This is a genomic window from Streptomyces sp. NBC_00637 (genome assembly GCF_045161545.1).
GTDB lineage: Bacteria > Actinomycetota > Actinomycetes > Streptomycetales > Streptomycetaceae > Streptomyces.
In genome coordinates, this window is the sequence record NZ_CP109046.1 from 1303694 (window position 1) to 1321505 (window position 17812).

At 72.0% G+C, this 17812-nt stretch carries 14 protein-coding genes; 10 read left to right on the forward strand and 4 right to left on the reverse strand.

The window, feature by feature from the left end; all coding sequences use genetic code 11:
• Positions 1-43 precede the first annotated feature (43 nt).
• Positions 44-2209, forward strand: coding sequence for an OmpL47-type beta-barrel domain-containing protein (locus OG440_RS05670; RefSeq protein ID WP_406005724.1), 2166 nt, complete (start codon positions 44-46; stop codon positions 2207-2209).
• Between the two features lie 10 nt (positions 2210-2219).
• Here the strand turns inward: OG440_RS05670 and ligD are convergent, their stop codons facing one another.
• Complete coding sequence (gene ligD, locus OG440_RS05675) at positions 2220-3257, reverse strand: non-homologous end-joining DNA ligase (protein ID WP_406005725.1); 1038 nt, start codon at positions 3255-3257, stop codon at positions 2220-2222.
• 111 nt (positions 3258-3368) lie between these two features.
• Between ligD and OG440_RS05680 the strand changes: the two genes are divergently transcribed.
• Positions 3369-4457 (forward strand): ATP-dependent DNA ligase, encoded by a 1089-nt coding sequence (locus OG440_RS05680; RefSeq protein ID WP_406005726.1) that lies wholly within the window; start codon positions 3369-3371, stop codon positions 4455-4457.
• Between the two features lie 461 nt (positions 4458-4918).
• Here OG440_RS05680 and OG440_RS05685 read toward each other — a convergent pair whose 3' ends face one another.
• Positions 4919-6109, reverse strand: a complete 1191-nt coding sequence (locus OG440_RS05685) for a zinc-dependent alcohol dehydrogenase (protein WP_406005727.1) — start codon at positions 6107-6109, stop codon at positions 4919-4921.
• 373 nt (positions 6110-6482) lie between these two features.
• Between OG440_RS05685 and OG440_RS05690 the strand changes: the two genes are divergently transcribed.
• The gene (locus OG440_RS05690) at positions 6483-7478 is read left to right on the forward strand and encodes a DUF3048 domain-containing protein (RefSeq protein WP_406005728.1); all 996 of its coding nucleotides are present in this window, start codon (positions 6483-6485) and stop codon (positions 7476-7478) included.
• Positions 7479-7560: 82 nt separating this feature from the next.
• Here the strand turns inward: OG440_RS05690 and OG440_RS05695 are convergent, their stop codons facing one another.
• Positions 7561-8037 (reverse strand): MarR family winged helix-turn-helix transcriptional regulator, encoded by a 477-nt coding sequence (locus OG440_RS05695; RefSeq protein ID WP_406005729.1) that lies wholly within the window; start codon positions 8035-8037, stop codon positions 7561-7563.
• 212 nt (positions 8038-8249) lie between these two features.
• Between OG440_RS05695 and OG440_RS05700 the strand changes: the two genes are divergently transcribed.
• From OG440_RS05700 to pcaD, 7 genes are read left to right on the forward strand one after another with little or no spacing between them, the layout of a single operon-like run.
• The gene (locus OG440_RS05700) at positions 8250-9032 is read left to right on the forward strand and encodes a CoA transferase subunit A (RefSeq protein WP_406005730.1); all 783 of its coding nucleotides are present in this window, start codon (positions 8250-8252) and stop codon (positions 9030-9032) included.
• Positions 9032-9679 carry a CoA transferase subunit B gene (locus OG440_RS05705; protein WP_406005731.1) on the forward strand — a complete coding sequence of 216 codons (648 nt, stop codon included), beginning with the start codon at positions 9032-9034 and terminating at the stop codon, positions 9677-9679. Before OG440_RS05700 ends, OG440_RS05705 begins: the two co-directional genes overlap by 1 nt.
• Complete coding sequence (locus OG440_RS05710) at positions 9676-10890, forward strand: thiolase family protein (protein ID WP_406005732.1); 1215 nt, start codon at positions 9676-9678, stop codon at positions 10888-10890. Before OG440_RS05705 ends, OG440_RS05710 begins: the two co-directional genes overlap by 4 nt.
• A 17-nt stretch (positions 10891-10907) precedes the next feature.
• Positions 10908-11681: a protocatechuate 3,4-dioxygenase subunit beta gene (gene pcaH, locus OG440_RS05715; protein WP_406005733.1), complete on the forward strand. Its 774-nt coding sequence runs from the start codon at positions 10908-10910 to the stop codon at positions 11679-11681.
• Between the two features lie 6 nt (positions 11682-11687).
• A complete protein-coding gene (gene pcaG / locus OG440_RS05720; RefSeq protein ID WP_406005734.1) occupies positions 11688-12293 on the forward strand; it encodes a protocatechuate 3,4-dioxygenase subunit alpha in 606 nt (201 codons plus the stop codon).
• 8 nt (positions 12294-12301) lie between these two features.
• Positions 12302-13633 (forward strand): 3-carboxy-cis,cis-muconate cycloisomerase, encoded by a 1332-nt coding sequence (gene pcaB / locus OG440_RS05725; protein WP_406011262.1) that lies wholly within the window; start codon positions 12302-12304, stop codon positions 13631-13633.
• Positions 13630-14754 (forward strand): 3-oxoadipate enol-lactonase, encoded by a 1125-nt coding sequence (gene pcaD, locus OG440_RS05730; protein ID WP_406005735.1) that lies wholly within the window; start codon positions 13630-13632, stop codon positions 14752-14754. The genes pcaB and pcaD overlap by 4 nt, the downstream gene beginning before the upstream one ends.
• 135 nt (positions 14755-14889) lie before the next feature.
• Here the strand turns inward: pcaD and OG440_RS05735 are convergent, their stop codons facing one another.
• Entirely contained in the window at positions 14890-17592 is a 2703-nt protein-coding gene (locus OG440_RS05735; protein ID WP_406005736.1) for an ATP-binding protein, read from the reverse strand.
• Positions 17593-17812 lie beyond the last annotated feature (220 nt).

Below are 17812 nucleotides of genomic sequence, written 5' to 3' on the forward strand. Positions count from 1 at the left end.
ACGACGGACCCGGCTGATACGGAAACGAACAATGTGGACGGCCATGTTGGCCGCCGTGCTGATGATGCTCGGTCTTCAGGCGGCGCCCACCGTGGCACGGCCCGCACCGGCAGCAGCCGCCGCCCAGGTGCTCACCTGGACCGCCGGCGACGACATCACCCGGTACGGTTCCGCGCCGGCGACGGCGGTGGCGGGCCGGACGACGATCGTCTTCGAGAACAGCGTGGCGACCGGCAACACCATGGGCATGCCGCATACGTTGACGTTCGCGACCACCGACCCCGAGTTCAACGACGACGTCACGCTGAACATCCTGGCCAACCCGAACGACGACCTGGGCGGCCGGCACACCGCCGAGGTCACCCTCACCCCGGGGCGCTACTTCTACCACTGCACCATCCCCGGCCACGGCCAGATGCAGGGCATCCTCGTGGTGACGGAGGGCGGTGGCGAGGACACGACACCGCCCGAGACGTCGGCGCAGGTCACCGGCACACAGAACGCGCAGGGCGCGTACGTCGGCTCGGCGAGTGTCGCGATCGGTGCGAGTGACGAGGGCGGGTCGGGGGTCGACGGTATCCAGTATGCGGTCGGCACTGCGGGCGACTGGATCCCGTACACCGCACCGGTCGTCGTCGACCAGGTCGGCAGCCATCAGATCCGCTACCGGGCGTTCGACAAGGCGGGCAACGTCTCCGCGGAGAAGACCGCCGCGTTCACGGTCGTCGCCCCGCCCTCCGACGACACGACACCCCCGGACACCTCCGCCACGGTGACCGGCGAGCAGCATCCCGACAGCACGTACATCGACATGGCGACCGTCACCGTGTCGGCCTCCGACACCGGTTCCGGCGTCAACACCATCGAGTACGCGGTCGGCTCCGGGGCCTGGCAGCCGTACACCGCGCCCGTCATGGTGCACCAGGTCGGCACCCACACCGTGCGGTACCGGGCCACCGACAAGGCGGGCAACGCGGCCGCCGAGAAGAGCGTCCGGTTCACCGTGGTGGCGGCGGCCCCGCAGGACACCACACCACCGGTGACCGGCGTGACCGTCGAGGGCACGAAGAACTCCGCCGGGGCCTATGTCGGCAACGCCCGGGTGACCGTGAGCGCGACGGACGAGCACGGGTCGGGTGTCGACCGCATCGAGTATTCACTCGACGGTGGACCGTACATCGCATACACCATCCCGGTGGTGGTCGACCGAGCGGGCCCGCACACCGTCGCCTACCGCGCCACCGACAAGGCGGGCAACACCTCCACCGCGCGCACGGTGACCTTCACGGTGGTGTCGAGCCAGGTCCCCGCACCCAACTGCCCGGAGTACGACGACCGGCTGACGGTGATCGTCGGCACGGTCGACTCGGGGGTGCCGAACCGGCTGACCGACAAGCGGTGCCGGATCAACGAGCTGATCGAGGACGAGAGGGAGTGGACGTCCCAGGCGCTGTTCCTCAAGCACGTCAAGACGGTCCTCGACGCACTGCTCGGCGAGGGGATCGTCGACCAGCGCGAGTACGACGCCGTCCAGGAGGCCGCCCGCGAGTCCGGGATCGGGAAGCCCGGCCAGACCGAGGGCTACCGCACGATCCTCGACGGCAGCGCGGGCTCCTTCGCCAAGTGGCAGCAGGTGGGGGGCGGATCGTTCGCGCAGAACCCCGACGGATCGATCACCAGCGGGACCTCCCGCGAGGGCCTGGGCATGCTGTGGTTCCCCGAGCGCAAGTACGGCGACTTCTCGCTGAAGCTCCAGTGGCGCGACGACGCCCCGGGCACGGGCAACGCCAACTCCGGTGTGTTCGTGCGCTTCCCGTGGGTCCACGACCATGCCGAGGAGCCGCGACCCGAGTGGGTCGCCATCAAGTACGGGCACGAGGTGCAGGTGCTCGACCGGCCCGACGGGGACATGTACAAGACCGGGTCCGTGTACGGCTTCGACCGGGTGGGACTCGCCGGCGCCGGCGTCACACAGAAGGGCACCTGGAACGACTACGAGATCAGGGTGGTCGACCAGCACTACTCGGTCTACCGCAACGGTGTGCTGATCAACGAGTTCGACAACACCGGTGGGCAGGAGTTCTCCCCGCCCCGCGCGGACGACCCGGGCACGGACGGACGGCGTTTCGCCTCCGGTTACCTCGGGCTCCAGGTCCACAGCACCACGGACGTCGTCTCGTACCGGGACATCCGCATCAAGGAACTCTGAGAGAGAAGGCCTAGGACGCCCCGGGTCCGCCCGGGGCGTCCTCGTGCCGGGCGCGGCTCGGCTGCACCCGCCTGGGCTCTCCTGGCATCTTCGGGTACTCCGGCGGATACGGCAGATCTCCCAGACCGTGGTCGTGTTCGTCGCGTCGGGCGAGTTCGAGGAGGGGCTCCAGGGAGTACGCGTGGTCGTCCATGTCGGCGTGCACATCGCCGAGTTCGGCATACCGGGCCGGCATGGTGGCGAGGTCGAAGTCGGCGGGGTGGGCGTCGCCGACCTCCTCCCAGCGCAGCGGCGCCGAGACGGGCGCGTGCGGACGGGGACGTACGGAGTAGGCGGAGGCGATGGTGCGGTCGCGGGCGGTCTGGTTGTAGTCGATGAAGATGCGCTCGCCCCGCTCCTCCTTCCACCACTTGATCGTCACCCGCTCCGGCAGCCGCCGTTCCATCTCCCGACCGACGGCGATGGCGGCACGCCGGACCTGGGTGAACGTCCAGCGGGGTTCGATCGGCACGAAGACGTGCAGGCCACGGCCGCCGGAGGTCTTGGGCCACCCGCGCAGACCGCCGAACTCCTCCAGCACAGAGCGCAGTTCGTGGGCTGCGTGAACAGCGTCGTCGTAGTCGGTGCCGGGCTGCGGGTCGAGGTCGATGCGCAGTTCGTCGGGGCGGTCGACGTCGTCGCGGCGCACGGGCCACGGATGGAAGGTGAGGGTGCCGTACTGGGCGGCCCACAGGACGGCCGCCTCCTCGGTCGGGCACATCTCGTCGGCGCTGCGACCGCTGGGGAAGGTGATGTGAGCGGTCGGGATCCAGTCGGGCATGTTCTTCGGCGCCCGCTTCTGGAAGAAGGACTCGCCGGTGACGCCGTCCGGGTACCGCTCCAGGGTGGTGGGGCGGTTGCGCAGGGCACGCAGAATGCCGGGTGCGACCGCCTGGTAGTAGCGGGCGAGGTCCAGCTTGGTGAAGCCGCGCTCCGGGAAGAACACCTTGTCGGGGCTGGACAGCCGTACCGTCCGGCCGGCCACTTTTAGTTCCACCGCATCGCCCATGCGAGCCACGGTAGACACACCTTCGACAGCTCGCATCAGCTCGCGGCGGCCCGTGGACCGGACGGCCCGCACACCGGGCGGACCCCGCGTTCCTCGCGCAGAATCGGGAACATGGATCTGCCGGTGATGCCGCCCGTGAAGCCGATGCTCGCCAAGTCGGTGGCGACGATTCCACCGGACATGCAGTATGAGGCGAAGTGGGACGGTTTCCGGGCCATCGTGTTCCGCGACGGTGCCGAGATCGAGTTGTGCAGCCGCACCGGAAAGCCGTTGACCAGGTATTTTCCGGAACTGGTGGAGGCGCTGCGGGAACGGGTGCCGCAGCGGTGTGTGCTGGACGGGGAGATCGTGATCGCCCGTGAGGGCCGGCTCGACTTCGACGCCCTCACCGAGCGCATCCACCCGGCGGACTCCCGGGTGCGCACGCTCGCCGAACGGACCCCGGCGTCGTTCGTCGCCTTCGACCTGCTGGCGCTGGACGACCGGTCACTCCTGGACGTGCCGCTGAGTGACCGGCGGGAGCAGCTGACCGAGGCGCTCGCCGGGGTGACGGCCCCCGTCCACGTGGCGCCGGCGACGACCGACGCCGAGGTGGCCCGGCGCTGGTTCGAGGAGTACGAGGGCGCGGGCCTGGACGGAGTGATCGCGAAACCGCTCACGCTGCGCTACCGCCAGGACGAGCGCGCCATGTTCAAGATCAAGCACGAGCGGACCGCGGACGTGGTCGTCGCCGGATACCGCTTCCACAAGAGCGGTCCGGTGGTCGGATCGCTGCTGCTGGGTCTGTACGACGACCGAGGCGTCCTCCAGCACGTCGGCGTGTCGGCCGCCTTTCCCATGAAACGCCGGGCGGAGCTGATCGAGGAGCTGGAGCCGCTGCGCATGGAGGACGCGGCGGGCCATCCGTGGGCGGCCTGGTCGCAGGAGGCCGCGCACGAGACGGCACGGCTGCCCGGGGCGCCGAGCCGCTGGTCGGGCAAGAAGGACCTGTCCTGGGTGCCGTTGCGGCCCGAGCGGGTGGTCGAGGTGGCGTACGACCACATGGAGAACGGGGCGCGGTTCCGGCACACCGCCCGCTTCCGTCGCTGGCGCCCGGACCGCACCCCGGACAGCTGCACCTACGCGCAGTTGGAGGAACCGGTGCGCTACGACCTGGCGGAGATCCTCGGAGCCCCGCCCGCGAAGGGATCAGGAACATGATCCACAAGGGTGTGAGCGTGATCCACCAGCCGGGAGCGTGATCCGCAAGCGGTTACGCCTCGGTCGTGTCCGGCAACCGGTTTCGGAAACGAATCCTGATCCACAACCGGTTGCAACTCGCCGGCTGCTCCACAATCGCTTTCAGGCGCAACCCGATCCGCAACCGGTTTCCCTCGCGGCCCGACCTGCCTGGCTCGGCTCTCCCGCGCCGCCGACCTGCCCTCCTCCCTCTTCCGTAACCGCTTTCACGGCCACGGGCCCGCAGCGCGAACCGCCTGGACGGCCCCGCAGCGCGAACCGCTTGAGGATGGCAGACCCCGCATCGCGAACCGCTTGGGGACGGCAGACCCCGCATCGCGAACCGCTTGGGGACGGCAGACCCCGCATCGCGAACCGCTTGGGCACGGCAGACCCCGCACCGCGAACCGCTTGGACGGCAGGCCCCGCAGGGCGAACCGTTCTCACGGCGTCATGAGGACCTTCACCGCGCCGTCCTGCTTGTGCTGGAACATCTCGTACGCGTGCGGGGCGTCCGACAGCGGCACGCGGTGGGTGGCGAAGTCGTCGACGCCGAGCGGGTCCTCGTCGGTGAGGTACGGCAGGATCTCGTCGGCCCACCGGCGTACGTTCGCCTGCCCCATGCGGATCTGGAGCTGCTTGTCGAACATGGTGAGCATCGGCAGCGGGTCGGCCATGCCTCCGTAGACGCCGACGAGGGAGAGGGTGCCACCGCGACGCACCAGCTCGATGGCGGTGTTCAGGGCGGCGAGCCGGTCGACGCTGAAGCGTTCCGCGAGCGGGCCGCTCAGTTTCCTCGGCAGCAGGGCGGAGGCGTTCTGGATCATGCGGGCGGCCGCGCTGCCGTGCGCCTCGGTGCCGACGGCGTCGATCACGGCGTCGGGGCCCCGGCCGTCGGTCTCGTCGCGGATCGCGGCGACGAGTTCCTTCTCGCTGTCGAAGCTGCGGAGGTCGTACGTCTCCACGCCGCGCGCACGCGCCCGGCGCAGCCGGTCGCCGACCAGGTCCACGCCGAACACCCGCCCCGCGCCGCGCACCTGGGCGACGCGACAGGCCATGTCACCGATGGGGCCGAGGCCGAGCACCGCGACGCTGCCGCCCTCGGGGATGTCGGCGTAGGCGACCGCCTGCCAGGCGGTGGGCAGCACGTCGGAGAGGTAGACGAAGCGGTCGTCGGGCGGGCCCTCCGGCACCTTGATGGGGCCGAACTGGGCCTGCGGTACCCGCAGATACTCGGCCTGGGCGCCGGGCACGGCACCGTACAGACGGGTGTAGCCGAACAGGGCGGCGCCCATCCCCTCGCCGGTGACCTGGGTCGTCTCGCACTGGGTGGGCAGCGCGTTCAGGCACATCCAGCAGTTGCCGCAGGCGATCTGGAAGGGCACCACGACCCGGTCGCCGACCCGGAGGTCGGGTACCGCGGCGCCGACCTCCTCGACGATGCCCATGGGCTCGTGGCCGAGGATGTCGCCCGGGGTCATGAACGGGGTGAGCACCTCGTACAGGTGCAGGTCGGATCCGCACAGGCCGCTGGACGTGATGCGGATGACGGCGTCCGTCGGTTCCTGGATCGTCGGATCGGGAACGGTGTCCACCCGTACGTCCCGCTTGCCCTGCCAGGTCACTGCCTTCATCGCGCCGCGCTCCCTCCGCCGACCGGCCCGTCCCGGCTGGTCCGGGGGTACCGGGTCCTGGCTGCCGCCCGGGTACCCGACCGCCCGGCCCCGAACCACGACGCGCCACCCGCCCGCCCGCCGCACAGCGCCCACCCCTCACCCCCACCGCCCCTACAGCGCGCATGGCCCGCACAGCCCGCACCCCGCACCCCGCACCCCGCACCCCACAGCCACGCATAGCCACTCTCGAACGGACGAGCGCACAATCGAGACACGAAACGGGGTGGCCATGACAGGCACGAGTCGTTCGATACGCCCAAGACACCCGCGACACTCACGACACCCGAAACAGGCGAAACACGCGAAAGACCCGAGACGCCCGGCGCGCGCGATGCGTCCCGGACGTCCCGGGGCCGTCTCGGTGGCGGCGGCGCTGTTCGCCGGCCTGCTGGCGCTCGTCCTCGTCGCGGGCTGCACGACGAGCCGCGAGCCCTCGACGGACGACGACGGCCGCAGCGCGTCGCAGCAGCCGAACCCGAGTGGGAGCACCAGTCCCGGCGCCGTCGCCGGCTCCCTGCTCGCCGTGAAGATCGACAACGCCCCCGACGCGCGGCCGCAGACGGGCCTCGACTCCGCGGACATCGTCTACGTCGAACAGGTGGAGGGCGGGCTGAGCCGGCTGATGGCCGTGTACGCGACCAAGATGCCGGATGCCGTGGGTCCCGTGCGCAGCGCCCGCGAGTCGGATCTGGAGCTGCTGGGCCAGTTCGCGCGGCCGGTGCTGGCGTTCTCCGGGGCGCAGGGCAGGCTGCTGCCCCTGATCGACCGGGCGCCGCTGGACGCCGTCACGCCCGAGGACGCCGCGGGCGCCGGGGCCTACTACCGGGGCACCGCGCGGGCCGCGCCGCACAACCTCTATGTGCGTCCCGGTCGTCTGCTGCCGTCGGCGCCGGGTACCGCCGCGCTGACCACCGGTTTCCGTTACGGCCCCGCGCCCTCCGGGGGTACGGCGCAGCCCGCGCTCTCGGTGCGCTACCCGGCGGCGCGTTTCACCTTCACCTGGTCCGCGAGCCGGGCCGGCTGGCTGGTGTCCACGGACGGCGCGCCGACGGTGACGAGCGACGGTCGGCGGGTGGCGCCGGCCACGGTGGTCGTGCAGTACGTGAAGGTGCGGGCGTCGGGTTTCCACGACTTTCTCGGCAACAACACGCCCTACACCGAGACGGTGGGTGCGGGTAAGGCGCTGGTGCTGCGCGACGGTCGCCGTCACGACGTGAACTGGAAGCGGGCGACGGCCACGGACGGCACGGACTTCACGACCGCCGACGGCGCACCGGTCCGCTTCGCCGACGGCCAGGTGTGGGTGGTGTTCGCGCAGGCACCCTGAGGTCACTCGGCCCGGCGGTCACGCATCCCGACGGTCACGCCACCCGGCGGTCACGCGACCCGACCGAAGCCGGCCGCCCTGGTCAGGACGGTGCGACCAGGGGCTCCGCGGGGTTCTCGGCGGGGTTGCGCAGCCCCTCCGCCGCGTCCGACACGCGTTGGATGAGTTCGAGGAACTGGGTCTGTTCGGTGGCGGAGAGCGGGGACAGGAACACCTGGTTCATCCGGGCGGTGCGCACGGTCAGTCTGCGGTGGGTGCGCTGTCCTTCGTCGGTGAGTCCCAGCAGGTAGCGACGCCCGTCCTGCGGGTCGCGGACCTTGTCGAGCAGTCCCCGGCGGATGAGCCTGCTGATCACCTCGGCGATGGTGGAACGGTCGAGTCCCACCCGCTCCCCCACCGTGCGCTGATCGAGGCCCGGCTCGGCGACGAGCGCGTTGAGGACCGCGAACTGCGGCGAGGTGATCTCCTCGGAGACCATGGTGTTCCACAGCAGGTAGTGCGCCTGCTGGAGCCGCCGGGCCAGGTGCCCGGGGTGGCTGGTGAGATCCACCGCGGCCATGTGCGCTCCTCAGCGTGAGATTTCGTCGGTGTACTGAACGATACCGCGTGTGACCGACCGAGTCTCGTGGCCGGGTGACCCTGGTCAGCCCTCCGGCCTGGGGTCTTGACTGCTCCGGTCCGCGGTGGCAGCGTGTGGGCAACCTCGGAGAAATAATCAGTGCCCTGATTAATTGTCGGCCGGGGGCGCGTGGAAGAGATGGGGCTTCACGGATGGACAAGGTGGTCGCCACGGCCCTGGAGGCGGTGGCCGACGTGCCGGACGGCGCGTCTGTGGCAGTGGGTGGGTTCGGGCTGAGCGGCGTGCCGAACGTCCTCATCCAGGCTTTGTACGAGCGGGGCGTCGCCGGTCTGTCGGTCGTCTCCAACAACTGCGGTGCGATGGAGTCGGGCCTCGCGGTACTGCTCGCGGCCGGGCGGATCGCCCGGGTAACCGGTTCCTACATCGGTGGGAACAAGGAGTTCGCCCGCCAGTACCTGTCGGGTGAGCTCGAGGTCGAGATGATCCCGCAGGGCACGCTGGCCGAGCGGCTGCGGGCCGGCGGCGCCGGGATCCCCGCCTTCTACACCCCCGCGGGCGTGGGCACCCAGGTCGCCGAGGGCGGACTGCCGTGGCGTTACGACGGCGAGGGCGGCGTCGCCCTCGCCTCGCCGCCTAAGGAGGTGCGGGAGTTCGAGGGCGCGGAGTACGTGCTGGAGCACGGTATCCGCACCGACTTCGCGCTGGTCAGGGCGGCGAAGGGCGACCGGCACGGCAACCTGGTGTTCAACAAGTCCGCCCGCAACTTCAACCCGCTCTCCGCGATGGCCGGACGGATCACGATCGCCGAGGTCGAGGAACTCGTGGAGCCCGGTGAGCTCGACCCGGACGCGGTCCATCTGCCGGGCATCTTCGTGCAGCGCGTGATCGCGCTGACCCCGCGGCAGGCGGCGGACAAGAGGATCGAGCAGCGGACGGTCTCCGCGCCGGCGACAGAGAAGACGGTGAGCGAGTGATGGCCTGGACACGTGAGGAGATGGCCGCCCGCGCCGCGCGCGAGTTGCGGGACGGTCAGTACGTCAATCTCGGCATCGGGCTGCCGACCCTGATCCCCAACTACCTCCCGGCGGACGTGGAGGTGGTGCTGGAGAGCGAGAACGGCATCCTGGGCACCGGCCCCTACCCCACCGAGGACGCGGTCGACCCGGATCTGATCAACGCCGGCAAGGAGACCGTGACGGTCCTGCCCGGCGCGTCGTTCTTCGACTCGGCACTGTCCTTCGGCATGATCCGCGGCGGGCACATCGACGTCGCCGTGCTCGGCGCGATGCAGGTGTCCGAGCGTGGCGACCTGGCGAACTGGGCGATCCCCGGCAAGCTGATCACCGGGATCGGCGGGGCGATGGACCTGGTGCACGGCGCCCGTACGGTCATCGTCGTCATGACGCACACCGCCAAGGACGGCAGCCCCAAGATCCTCACGGACTGCGCGCTGCCCCTGACCGGGAAGCGTTGCGTGAACAAGATCATCACCGACCTGGGTGTCCTCGACGTCACCGAGGAGGGCCTGGTGCTGGTGGAGACCGCGCCGGGCGTGACCGCCGAGGAGATCGTGACGAAGACTGCCGCCAAGGTCCGGCTCGCCGAGGGGGTCCCGTCATGAGCAACGGTTTCAAGACCGTTTACATCGTCGACGCGGTCCGCACCCCGATCGGCCGCTACAACGGCGCCCTGGCCCCGGTACGGCCGGACGACCTCGCCGCACACGCCATCCGTGAACTCGTCGCCCGTACACCCGCGTTGGACCCCGCTCGTATCGAGGACGTGTACTTCGGCAACGCCAACGGGGCCGGCGAGGAGAACCGCAACGTCGGCCGCATGGGCGCGCTGCTCGCGGGCCTGCCCACCTCCGTGCCCGGTGTCACCGTCAACCGGCTGTGCGCCTCCGGTCTGGAGGCGGTCGTCCAGGCCGCCCGCGCGATCGCGGTCGGCGACGCCTCCGTCGTCGTGGCCGGCGGGGTGGAGTCGATGACCCGCGCGCCGTACGTGCTGCCGAAGTCGGACCGGGCGTTCCCGGCCGGGCACACCGAGGTGTACTCGACGACGCTGGGCTGGCGGATGGTCAATCCGCGGATGGACCCGCAGTGGACGATCCCGCTGGGCGAGTCGGCCGAGCTGATCGCCGACAAGCACAAGATCGGCCGCGAGCAACAGGACGAATTCGCCCTCGCCAGCCACCGCAAGGCCGCCGCGGCCCAGGCGGCGGGCCTGTTCGACGCCGAGCTCGCGCCCGTGTCGATCCCGCGCCGCAAAGGCGACCCGGTCGTGTTCGGCGCCGACGAGTGCGTACGGGCCGACGCCTCACGGGAGGCGATGGCGAAGCTCCGGCCGTCGTTCCGGACGGAGGACGGGACGGTGACGGCGGGCAACGCCTCGCCGCTGAACGACGGCGCCGCGGCCCTGCTGCTGGTGGACGAGGAAGGGCTGAAGGCGACCGGACGCGAGCCGCTCGCCCGCGTCGGCGCCACCGGGGTGTCCGCGATCGACCCGCAGTACTTCGGGCTCGCCCCCGTCGAGGCGGTCAACCGCGCGCTCGCCAAGGCCGGCAGGGGCTTCGCCGATCTGTCGGTACTCGAACTGAACGAGGCCTTCGCGGCCCAGGTGCTCGGCTGTATGGCCGAGTGGCCCGAGTTCGACCCGGCGGTCCTCAACCCGCAGGGCGGCGCGATCGCCCTCGGTCATCCGCTCGGTGCGTCCGGTGCCCGTCTCGCCGGCACGGTCGCCCACCAGCTCGCCCGTCGGGGCGGCGGCGTCGGGGTCGCCACCCTCTGCATCGGTGTGGGCCAGGGCCTCGCCCTCGTCCTCGAACGATAAGAAATCCGGGAACTCCCATGACTCTCACGCAAGCCGACATCGACCAGGAGATCGCGGCCGAGCACGCCGCGTACGAGAAGCGGATCGCCGACGGCGCGCCCGTCGAGCACCAGCCGCGCCGCGACTACGCGCCGTACCGCTCCTCCGTCCTGCGCCACCCGAAACAGCCGCCGGTCGCCATCGACGTCAGCAAGGACCCGGAGCTCGTGGAGCTGGCCTCCCCCGCTTTCGGCGAACGGGACATCACCGAGATCGACAACGACCTCACCCGGCAGCACAACGGCGAGCCGATCGGTGAGCGGATCACGGTTTCCGGCCGGTTGCTGAACCGCGACGGGCGTCCGGTCCGCGGGCAGCTGGTGGAGATCTGGCAGGCCAACTCGGCGGGCCGCTACGCCCACCAGCGCGAGCAGCACGACGCCCCGCTGGACCCGAACTTCACGGGTGTCGGCCGCACGCTCACGGACGACAACGGTTTCTACCGCTTCACCACCGTGCAGCCGGGCCCCTACCCGTGGCGTCAGCACGTCAACGCCTGGCGGCCGGCCCATATCCACTTCTCGCTCTTCGGCACGGCCTTCACCCAGCGGCTGGTGACGCAGATGTACTTCCCGAGCGACCCGCTGTTCCCCTACGACCCGATCATCCAGTCGGTGACGGACGACGCGGCCCGGCAGCGGCTGGTCGCGACGTACGACCACAGCCTGTCGGTGCCGGAGTTCTCGATGGGCTACCACTGGGACATCGTGCTCGACGGGCCGCACGCCACCTGGATCGAAGAAGGGCGCTGACCTGCCATGACGAAGATCGACACGAGCCGTCCGGAGACCGTGCTCCCCACTCCGTCGCACACCGTCGGCCCGTTCTACGGCCATGCCCTGCCGTTCCCCGGCGGCGGCGACATCGCTCCGCTCGGCCACCCGGACACGATCGTGCTCCAGGGGCATGTGTACGACGGGGAGGGCGACCCGTTGCCGGACGCGTTCGTGGAGCTGTGGGGTGCCGACCCCGACGGGAATCTGCCGCGGGTGGACGGCTCGATGCGGCGGGACCCGTCGAGCGGCGGTTTCCTCGGCCGCAACGGCGTGGAGTTCACCGGCTGGGGCCGCGTCCAGACGGATGCCGACGGCCACTGGTCGGCGCGGACGCTGCGGCCGGGCGCGCGCGGTCACAGCGCCCCGTATCTGAGTGTCTGTGTGTTCGCCCGCGGGCTGCTCGTGCACCTGTTCACCCGGATCTATCTGCCGGACGACGAGGCCGCGCTGAGCGCCGACCCGCTGCTGAAGCGGGTGGACCCGGCGCGGCGCGACACGCTCGTCGCGACGCGGGGCCCGTGGGGGACCTACCGTTTCGACATCCGCCTTCAGGGCGAAGGCGAGACGGTCTTCCTGGAGTTCCAGTGACGGTTCCCGTGACCACCGCCCACCACGACGCCGGTCTGCTCGCCCCTGGGTGGACCGGCTCGCCCGCCGCGGCCGCGACCGGCGACAGCGCCTATCTGCGGGCGCTGCTCGACGCGGAGGCCGCGCTGACCCGCGCCCAGGAGGGGCTCGGGCTGGCCCCGCGGGGCGCCGGAGCGGCGGTCACCTCGGCCGCCGACGACGGTGGGTTCGACCTGCGCTCCCTCGCCGAGCGGGCGCGCGGCGGCGGGAATCCGGTGATCCCGCTGGTCGCCGATCTGACGAAGGCGGTCGGCGCGGTGTACGGACCGTACGTCCACCGGGGCGCGACCAGCCAGGACATCATGGACACGGCGACGATGCTGGTCGCGGTACGCACCCTCGGTCTTCTGCTGGCCGACCTCGACCGCGTGCAGGGGGCGTTGGCCCGACTGGCCGCCGAGCACCGCGACACGCCGATGCCGGGCCGGACGCTCACCCAGCACGCCGTGCCGACGACCTTCGGGCTGAAGGCGGCCGGCTGGCGGTCGCTGGTGCTGGACGCGCGGGACCGGGTGACGGTGGTGCGCGACGCGCTGCCCGCCCAACTCGGCGGCGCCGCCGGGACGCTGGCCGCCTTCACGGCGTACGGCGCCGGCGACGCGACCGCTCTGCCCGCCGCCTTCGCCGGTGAACTCGGGCTGCGCGCACCTCTGTTGCCGTGGCACACCCTGCGGACGCCGATCGCCGACCTGGCCGGCTGTCTGGCCGTCACGGCAGGCGCGCTGGGCAAGGTCGCGACGGATGTCCTCACCCTCGCCCGCACCGAGATCGCCGAGGTGGCGGAGGGCGGTGGTGGCGGTTCCTCTGCCATGCCGCACAAGGCCAACCCGGTGCGGTCCACGCTGATCGCGGCCGCCGCCCGGCGGGCCCCGCAGCTCGCGGCCACGCTGTACGGGTCCCTGGTGGCGGAGGACGAGCGGCCGGCCGGCGCGTGGCACGCCGAGTGGGAGCCGCTCAGGGAGTTGCTGCGGCTGGCCGGGGCGGCCGCCCGGGACGCGGCCGAGCTGACCGAGAGCCTGCGGGTCGACGCGGACGCGATGCGGGCGCACCTCGGACTCACCCACGGACTGATCGTCTCCGAGCGGCTGTCCGCCGCCCTGTCGAGCGTCCTCGGCCGGTCCCGCGCCAAGGAACTGCTCACCGAGCTCGCCCGGCGCAGCTACGCGGAGGATCGCCCGCTGGGCGAACTCCTCGCCTCGGAAACCGACTTGAAGGACTTCGATCTCGGCGACCTCACCGACCCCACTCGTTACACCGGTTCCGCCGGAATCCTCACCGACCGTGCGCTGGAGCGACGTTGACCGAGAAGCTGCTCAACCATCGTGCCGAGGGCCCCGCTTCGGCTCCCCCGCTGCTGCTCGGGCCCTCGCTGGGTACTTCGTACGCCCTGTGGGACAAGGTCGCGCCGGAGCTGTCCGCGACGCACCGGGTGGTGCGCTGGGATCTGCCGGGGCACGGCGGCTCGGCGGCCGACCTGATCGGCCCCGGGGCCACCGTGGGTGACCTCGCCGACCTGGTGCTGGCATTGGCCGACGCGCTCGGCCTGGAGCGGTTCGCGTACGCGGGCGTGTCGCTGGGCGGCGCCGTGGGTCTGCACCTGGCGCTGCATCATCCGGAGCGGGTGTCGGCGCTGGCGGTCATCTGTTCGTCGGCGCACTTCAACGGGTCCGCGCCCTGGGAGGAGCGGGCCGCTCTGGTGCGCCGTGAGGGGCTGGCGGGGCTCGCCGAGGGCGCGAACGCCCGTTGGTTCACACCCGGGTTCACCGTGCCGGGGCTCGTCGCCGACCACCGCGCCGCCGACCCGCGGGCCTACGCGGCGTGCTGTGACGCGCTGGCCGCGTTCGATCTGCGCGAGCGGCTGCATGAGATCTCCGTACGGACCCTGCTGATCGCCGGGCGCCAGGACCCGGCCACACCGCCGGCGCATCTGCGGGAGATCGCGGACGCGGTGCCGGGCGCCGCGCTGGCCGAGCTCCCGGGCGCCTCGCACCTCGCGCCCGCCGAGTGCCCCGAGGCCGTGCTGACGCTGCTGCGCTCCCACCTCGACGGCGAGGCCGAGCGGGGCATGGCGGTGCGCCGGGAGGTGCTCGGGGACGCGCACGTGGACCGGGCCCAGGCCCGGCAGACCGCGTTCACCGCGCGCTTCCAGGGCTTCATCTCCCGCTACGCCTGGGGCGAGATCTGGACCGACCCGACGCTGAGCCGCCGCGAGCGCAGCATGATCACGCTGACCGCGCTGGTGGCACACGGCCACTACGACGAGCTGGCCATGCATGTGCGGGCGGCCCGGCGCAACGGGCTCACGCCCGAGGAGATCGGCGCCGTCCTGCTCCAGACTGCCGTCTACTGCGGGGTTCCGGCGGCCAACTCGGCGTTCGCGACCGCCCAGCGGGTGCTGGCGGAGGAGGACGGGACCGGCTGAGACGGATACGCATGACCGACGGTGATCCGGCCGGTGACGGCTCCGGCGGCTTCACCCGCGCGTCCCCTCGCACGTCCCCCGCGAGGGGCCGCCGCGGAAGGTCACCGGGTCACCTCCGGCGGCTGTCTGCGGCGGCTATCTCCGGGTCTGTCCGGGTACCAGGCCCACCTGCGGCGCCCCCATCGCCCGCAGAGCCTGCTGGGCCTTGTCCACGAGGCCGTCCGCTCCGCAGGAGCGCGCCAGTGACAGGCCCCGGCCGAGCTCGGACACCGAGCGGGAGAGGATGCCGTACTCGACACGGGCGGCCGCGTGTTCGTACAGGCAGGGCGAGAGCTCCAGAAGGTCGACCGCCTGCTGGGCCAGCCGGACCGCGCGCTGGCCGGTCTCCAGGGCGGCGGCACAGCGCAGGGCCTCCCCGATCGCGGTGGCGGTGCCGAAGCGCTCGGCCTGACGGCGCGCCTCGGAGACGAGCCGGTTCGCCCGGGCCGGGTCCTCGGTGGCCAGCGCCCGGGCGAGGTCGACGGCCCAGGGGACCATCACCGGGTTGAGGTGGCCCCGCACCGCGGCCGCCTTCTCGGCCGCCTCCAGCTCGTTGACGCCCTCCTTGACCCGGCCGACGGCCAGCAGCAGCCGGCCGCGCACCGAACGGGGGTCCGGCAGCACGATCGTCGACGGGTACGGCGGGGCGAAACCGTACTGTTCGGCCGTCTCCCAGGCCTCGGCCACATGGCCGCGGACGAGCAGCGTGTCGACGAGGTTGCAGGTGGCCGACCAGTACAGCGGCAGGCCGCGTCCCACGCGTTCGGCGACCCGCAGCGACTCCCTGAGGGACTCCTCCGCCTCCTTCAGACGGCCCCGGCGGCGCAGGCCCAGCCCGAGGTAGGCGTGGGCCAGGGCGAGGTGGCCGCCGCTCCAGCCGGCCGACGAGTAGGCGCGCAGGGCCTCGTTGAAGAGGGCGTCGGCGCGGTCGAGGCGGTCGGTGTAGGCGTAGGAGCTGGCCAGCATCATCAGCAGTTCGATGCCCCACTCCTGGTCGGTCCAGCCGAGTCCGGGGGCGAGGCCGCCGTTGACGAGGGCGCGGTCGCAGAACTCGGCGACCTCCTCGGCGTTCTCGCCGTGGGTCATGGCGTCGAAGCCGCGCAGGATGAGCAGGGCACGCTCGGCGTTGTCCCGGCCGGTACAGGTCCCGACGAGCTCGGCGAGTCTCTCGGAGCGGTGCGGGGTGGTCGTCTCCCCGGCGTACACGCCCTCCCACATGAACTGCACCGCCTGGAGCCGCAGCCGAGCGGGTCCGGGGGCGTGCCGGGCGGCTTCCGCCTCGACCGTGCGGACGGCCTCCCCCAGCTGGTCGTTGTGCAGGAGCGCCTGGGACAGCCGGTAGACGGCGTCGACGCGCTCGGTGCCGTCGAGGCCCGGCATGGCGAGTGCGGTGCGCAGGTGGCCGATGGTCTTGGCGGGAGCGGTGAGGAGGGTGGCGCAGCCCAGTTCGTAGAGCACGTGCGCGTGGACCTCGGGGGCGGGCGGTTCCTGGAGGGCCCGTTCCAGGCAGCGGCGGGCCGCGTCGGGGGCGCCGACGGCGAGGTGTTCGCGGGCGGCCTCGCGCAGCTGCTCGACGAGTTCCTCGTCGCCTTCCGCGTGCACCTGGAGCAGGTGCCGGGAGGCGGCCGCGAGGCCCTTGCCGGCGTCGCTGACGACCTGGGCGGCGATGCCGTGCATCGCGGTGCGCAGGCCGGTGGGGATGGAGTCGTAGACGGCGGAGGCGATCAGCGGGTGGACGAACTCCAGGTCGCCGTCGCCGGCCGGGACGGGCTCGGTGAGGATGCGGGCGTTGCGCAGCAGTTCGGCGCAGCGCGCCGCGTCGTCGCGGCCGAGCCCGGCGAGCAGGGCGGCCTCCTCGACGGAGATGTCGGCGCCGAGGATCGCGGCGGCCATGGCGAACTTGGTGGCGTCCACGCCCAGTTTCTCCAGGCGGTCGACGAGGCCGCCGCCGCGGGCCGCGCGGTTCAGGGCGCGCAGTTCGCCGGCCGAGGACTCGCTCGCCTCCAGTTCGCTGTCGCGGACCTTGGCGAGGAGTTCGACGGTCTCGTAGGGGTTGCCGTCGGTGACGGCCCAGACCTCGCGGCAGAACGCGGCGTCGGCGTGCGGGCCGAGGGTGGCCCGGGTGAGGCCGGCGACCGCGGGCGGGGTCAGGGCGCTGAGGCTGGTGACGGCGCGGCCCGCTGCCTGGCCGATGACGTCGAGGTGGCGGGCGGCGTCGCCCTTGATCTCGCCGGGCCTGCGGGCCACGACGACCAGGACGGAGAGTTCGTCGAGGCGTTCGACGAAGGCGACGAGCCAGCGCAGGGTCTCCTGGTCGGCCCAGTGCGCGTCGTCGATCAGCAGGACGAGCGGGTAGTCCCGCCGGGCCAGCCTGGTCACGGCGGCGACGAGGCCGTCGCACACGCCCTGCGGGTCGGCGTGGCCTTCGCCGGGTTCCAATATGCCGAGGGCGGGGCCGGCGATGTCGTACCAGTCGCCGAGGTATTCGCGGGCCTCCTCCGGGTGCAGGGACAACAGCGCGGGCTGGAGCAACTGCCGTACCACGTTGAAGGGGACGGACCTCAGGGTCTCGCCGCCGCGGGCCGACCAGACCACGCAGCCGCGGCTCTCGGCGATACGGCGGGTCTCGGCCAGCAACGCGGTCTTGCCGAATCCCGCCTCGCCCCGGAGCACCAGCAGATGACCCGAAGAGGACCGGTCGGCACAGAGCGTCTCCACCGCCTCGGCGATGGCGGCGACTTCCCGCTCGCGCTCCCACAGGGAAGCCGAAGCGGTCGCCGCCGGCCTGACCTCCGTCATCCCGCTACCTCCCCAAGTCGCCCGAACGACGTACCGACGTCGAGCGTAGCCTTCCGGGGGCCCGCGCGGAGGGCGGTCCGTGCAGGTACCGCCTCCACGGGTGACACACGGGGGTCCGACAGGCCCCGGCGGGCCTGCGGAAGTGGTCTCCTGGCGTCAACGGCGAGAGACGGGCACCGAATTGACGTCGAAATCACGCCAGCCGGGCGGCGGCGCTCCC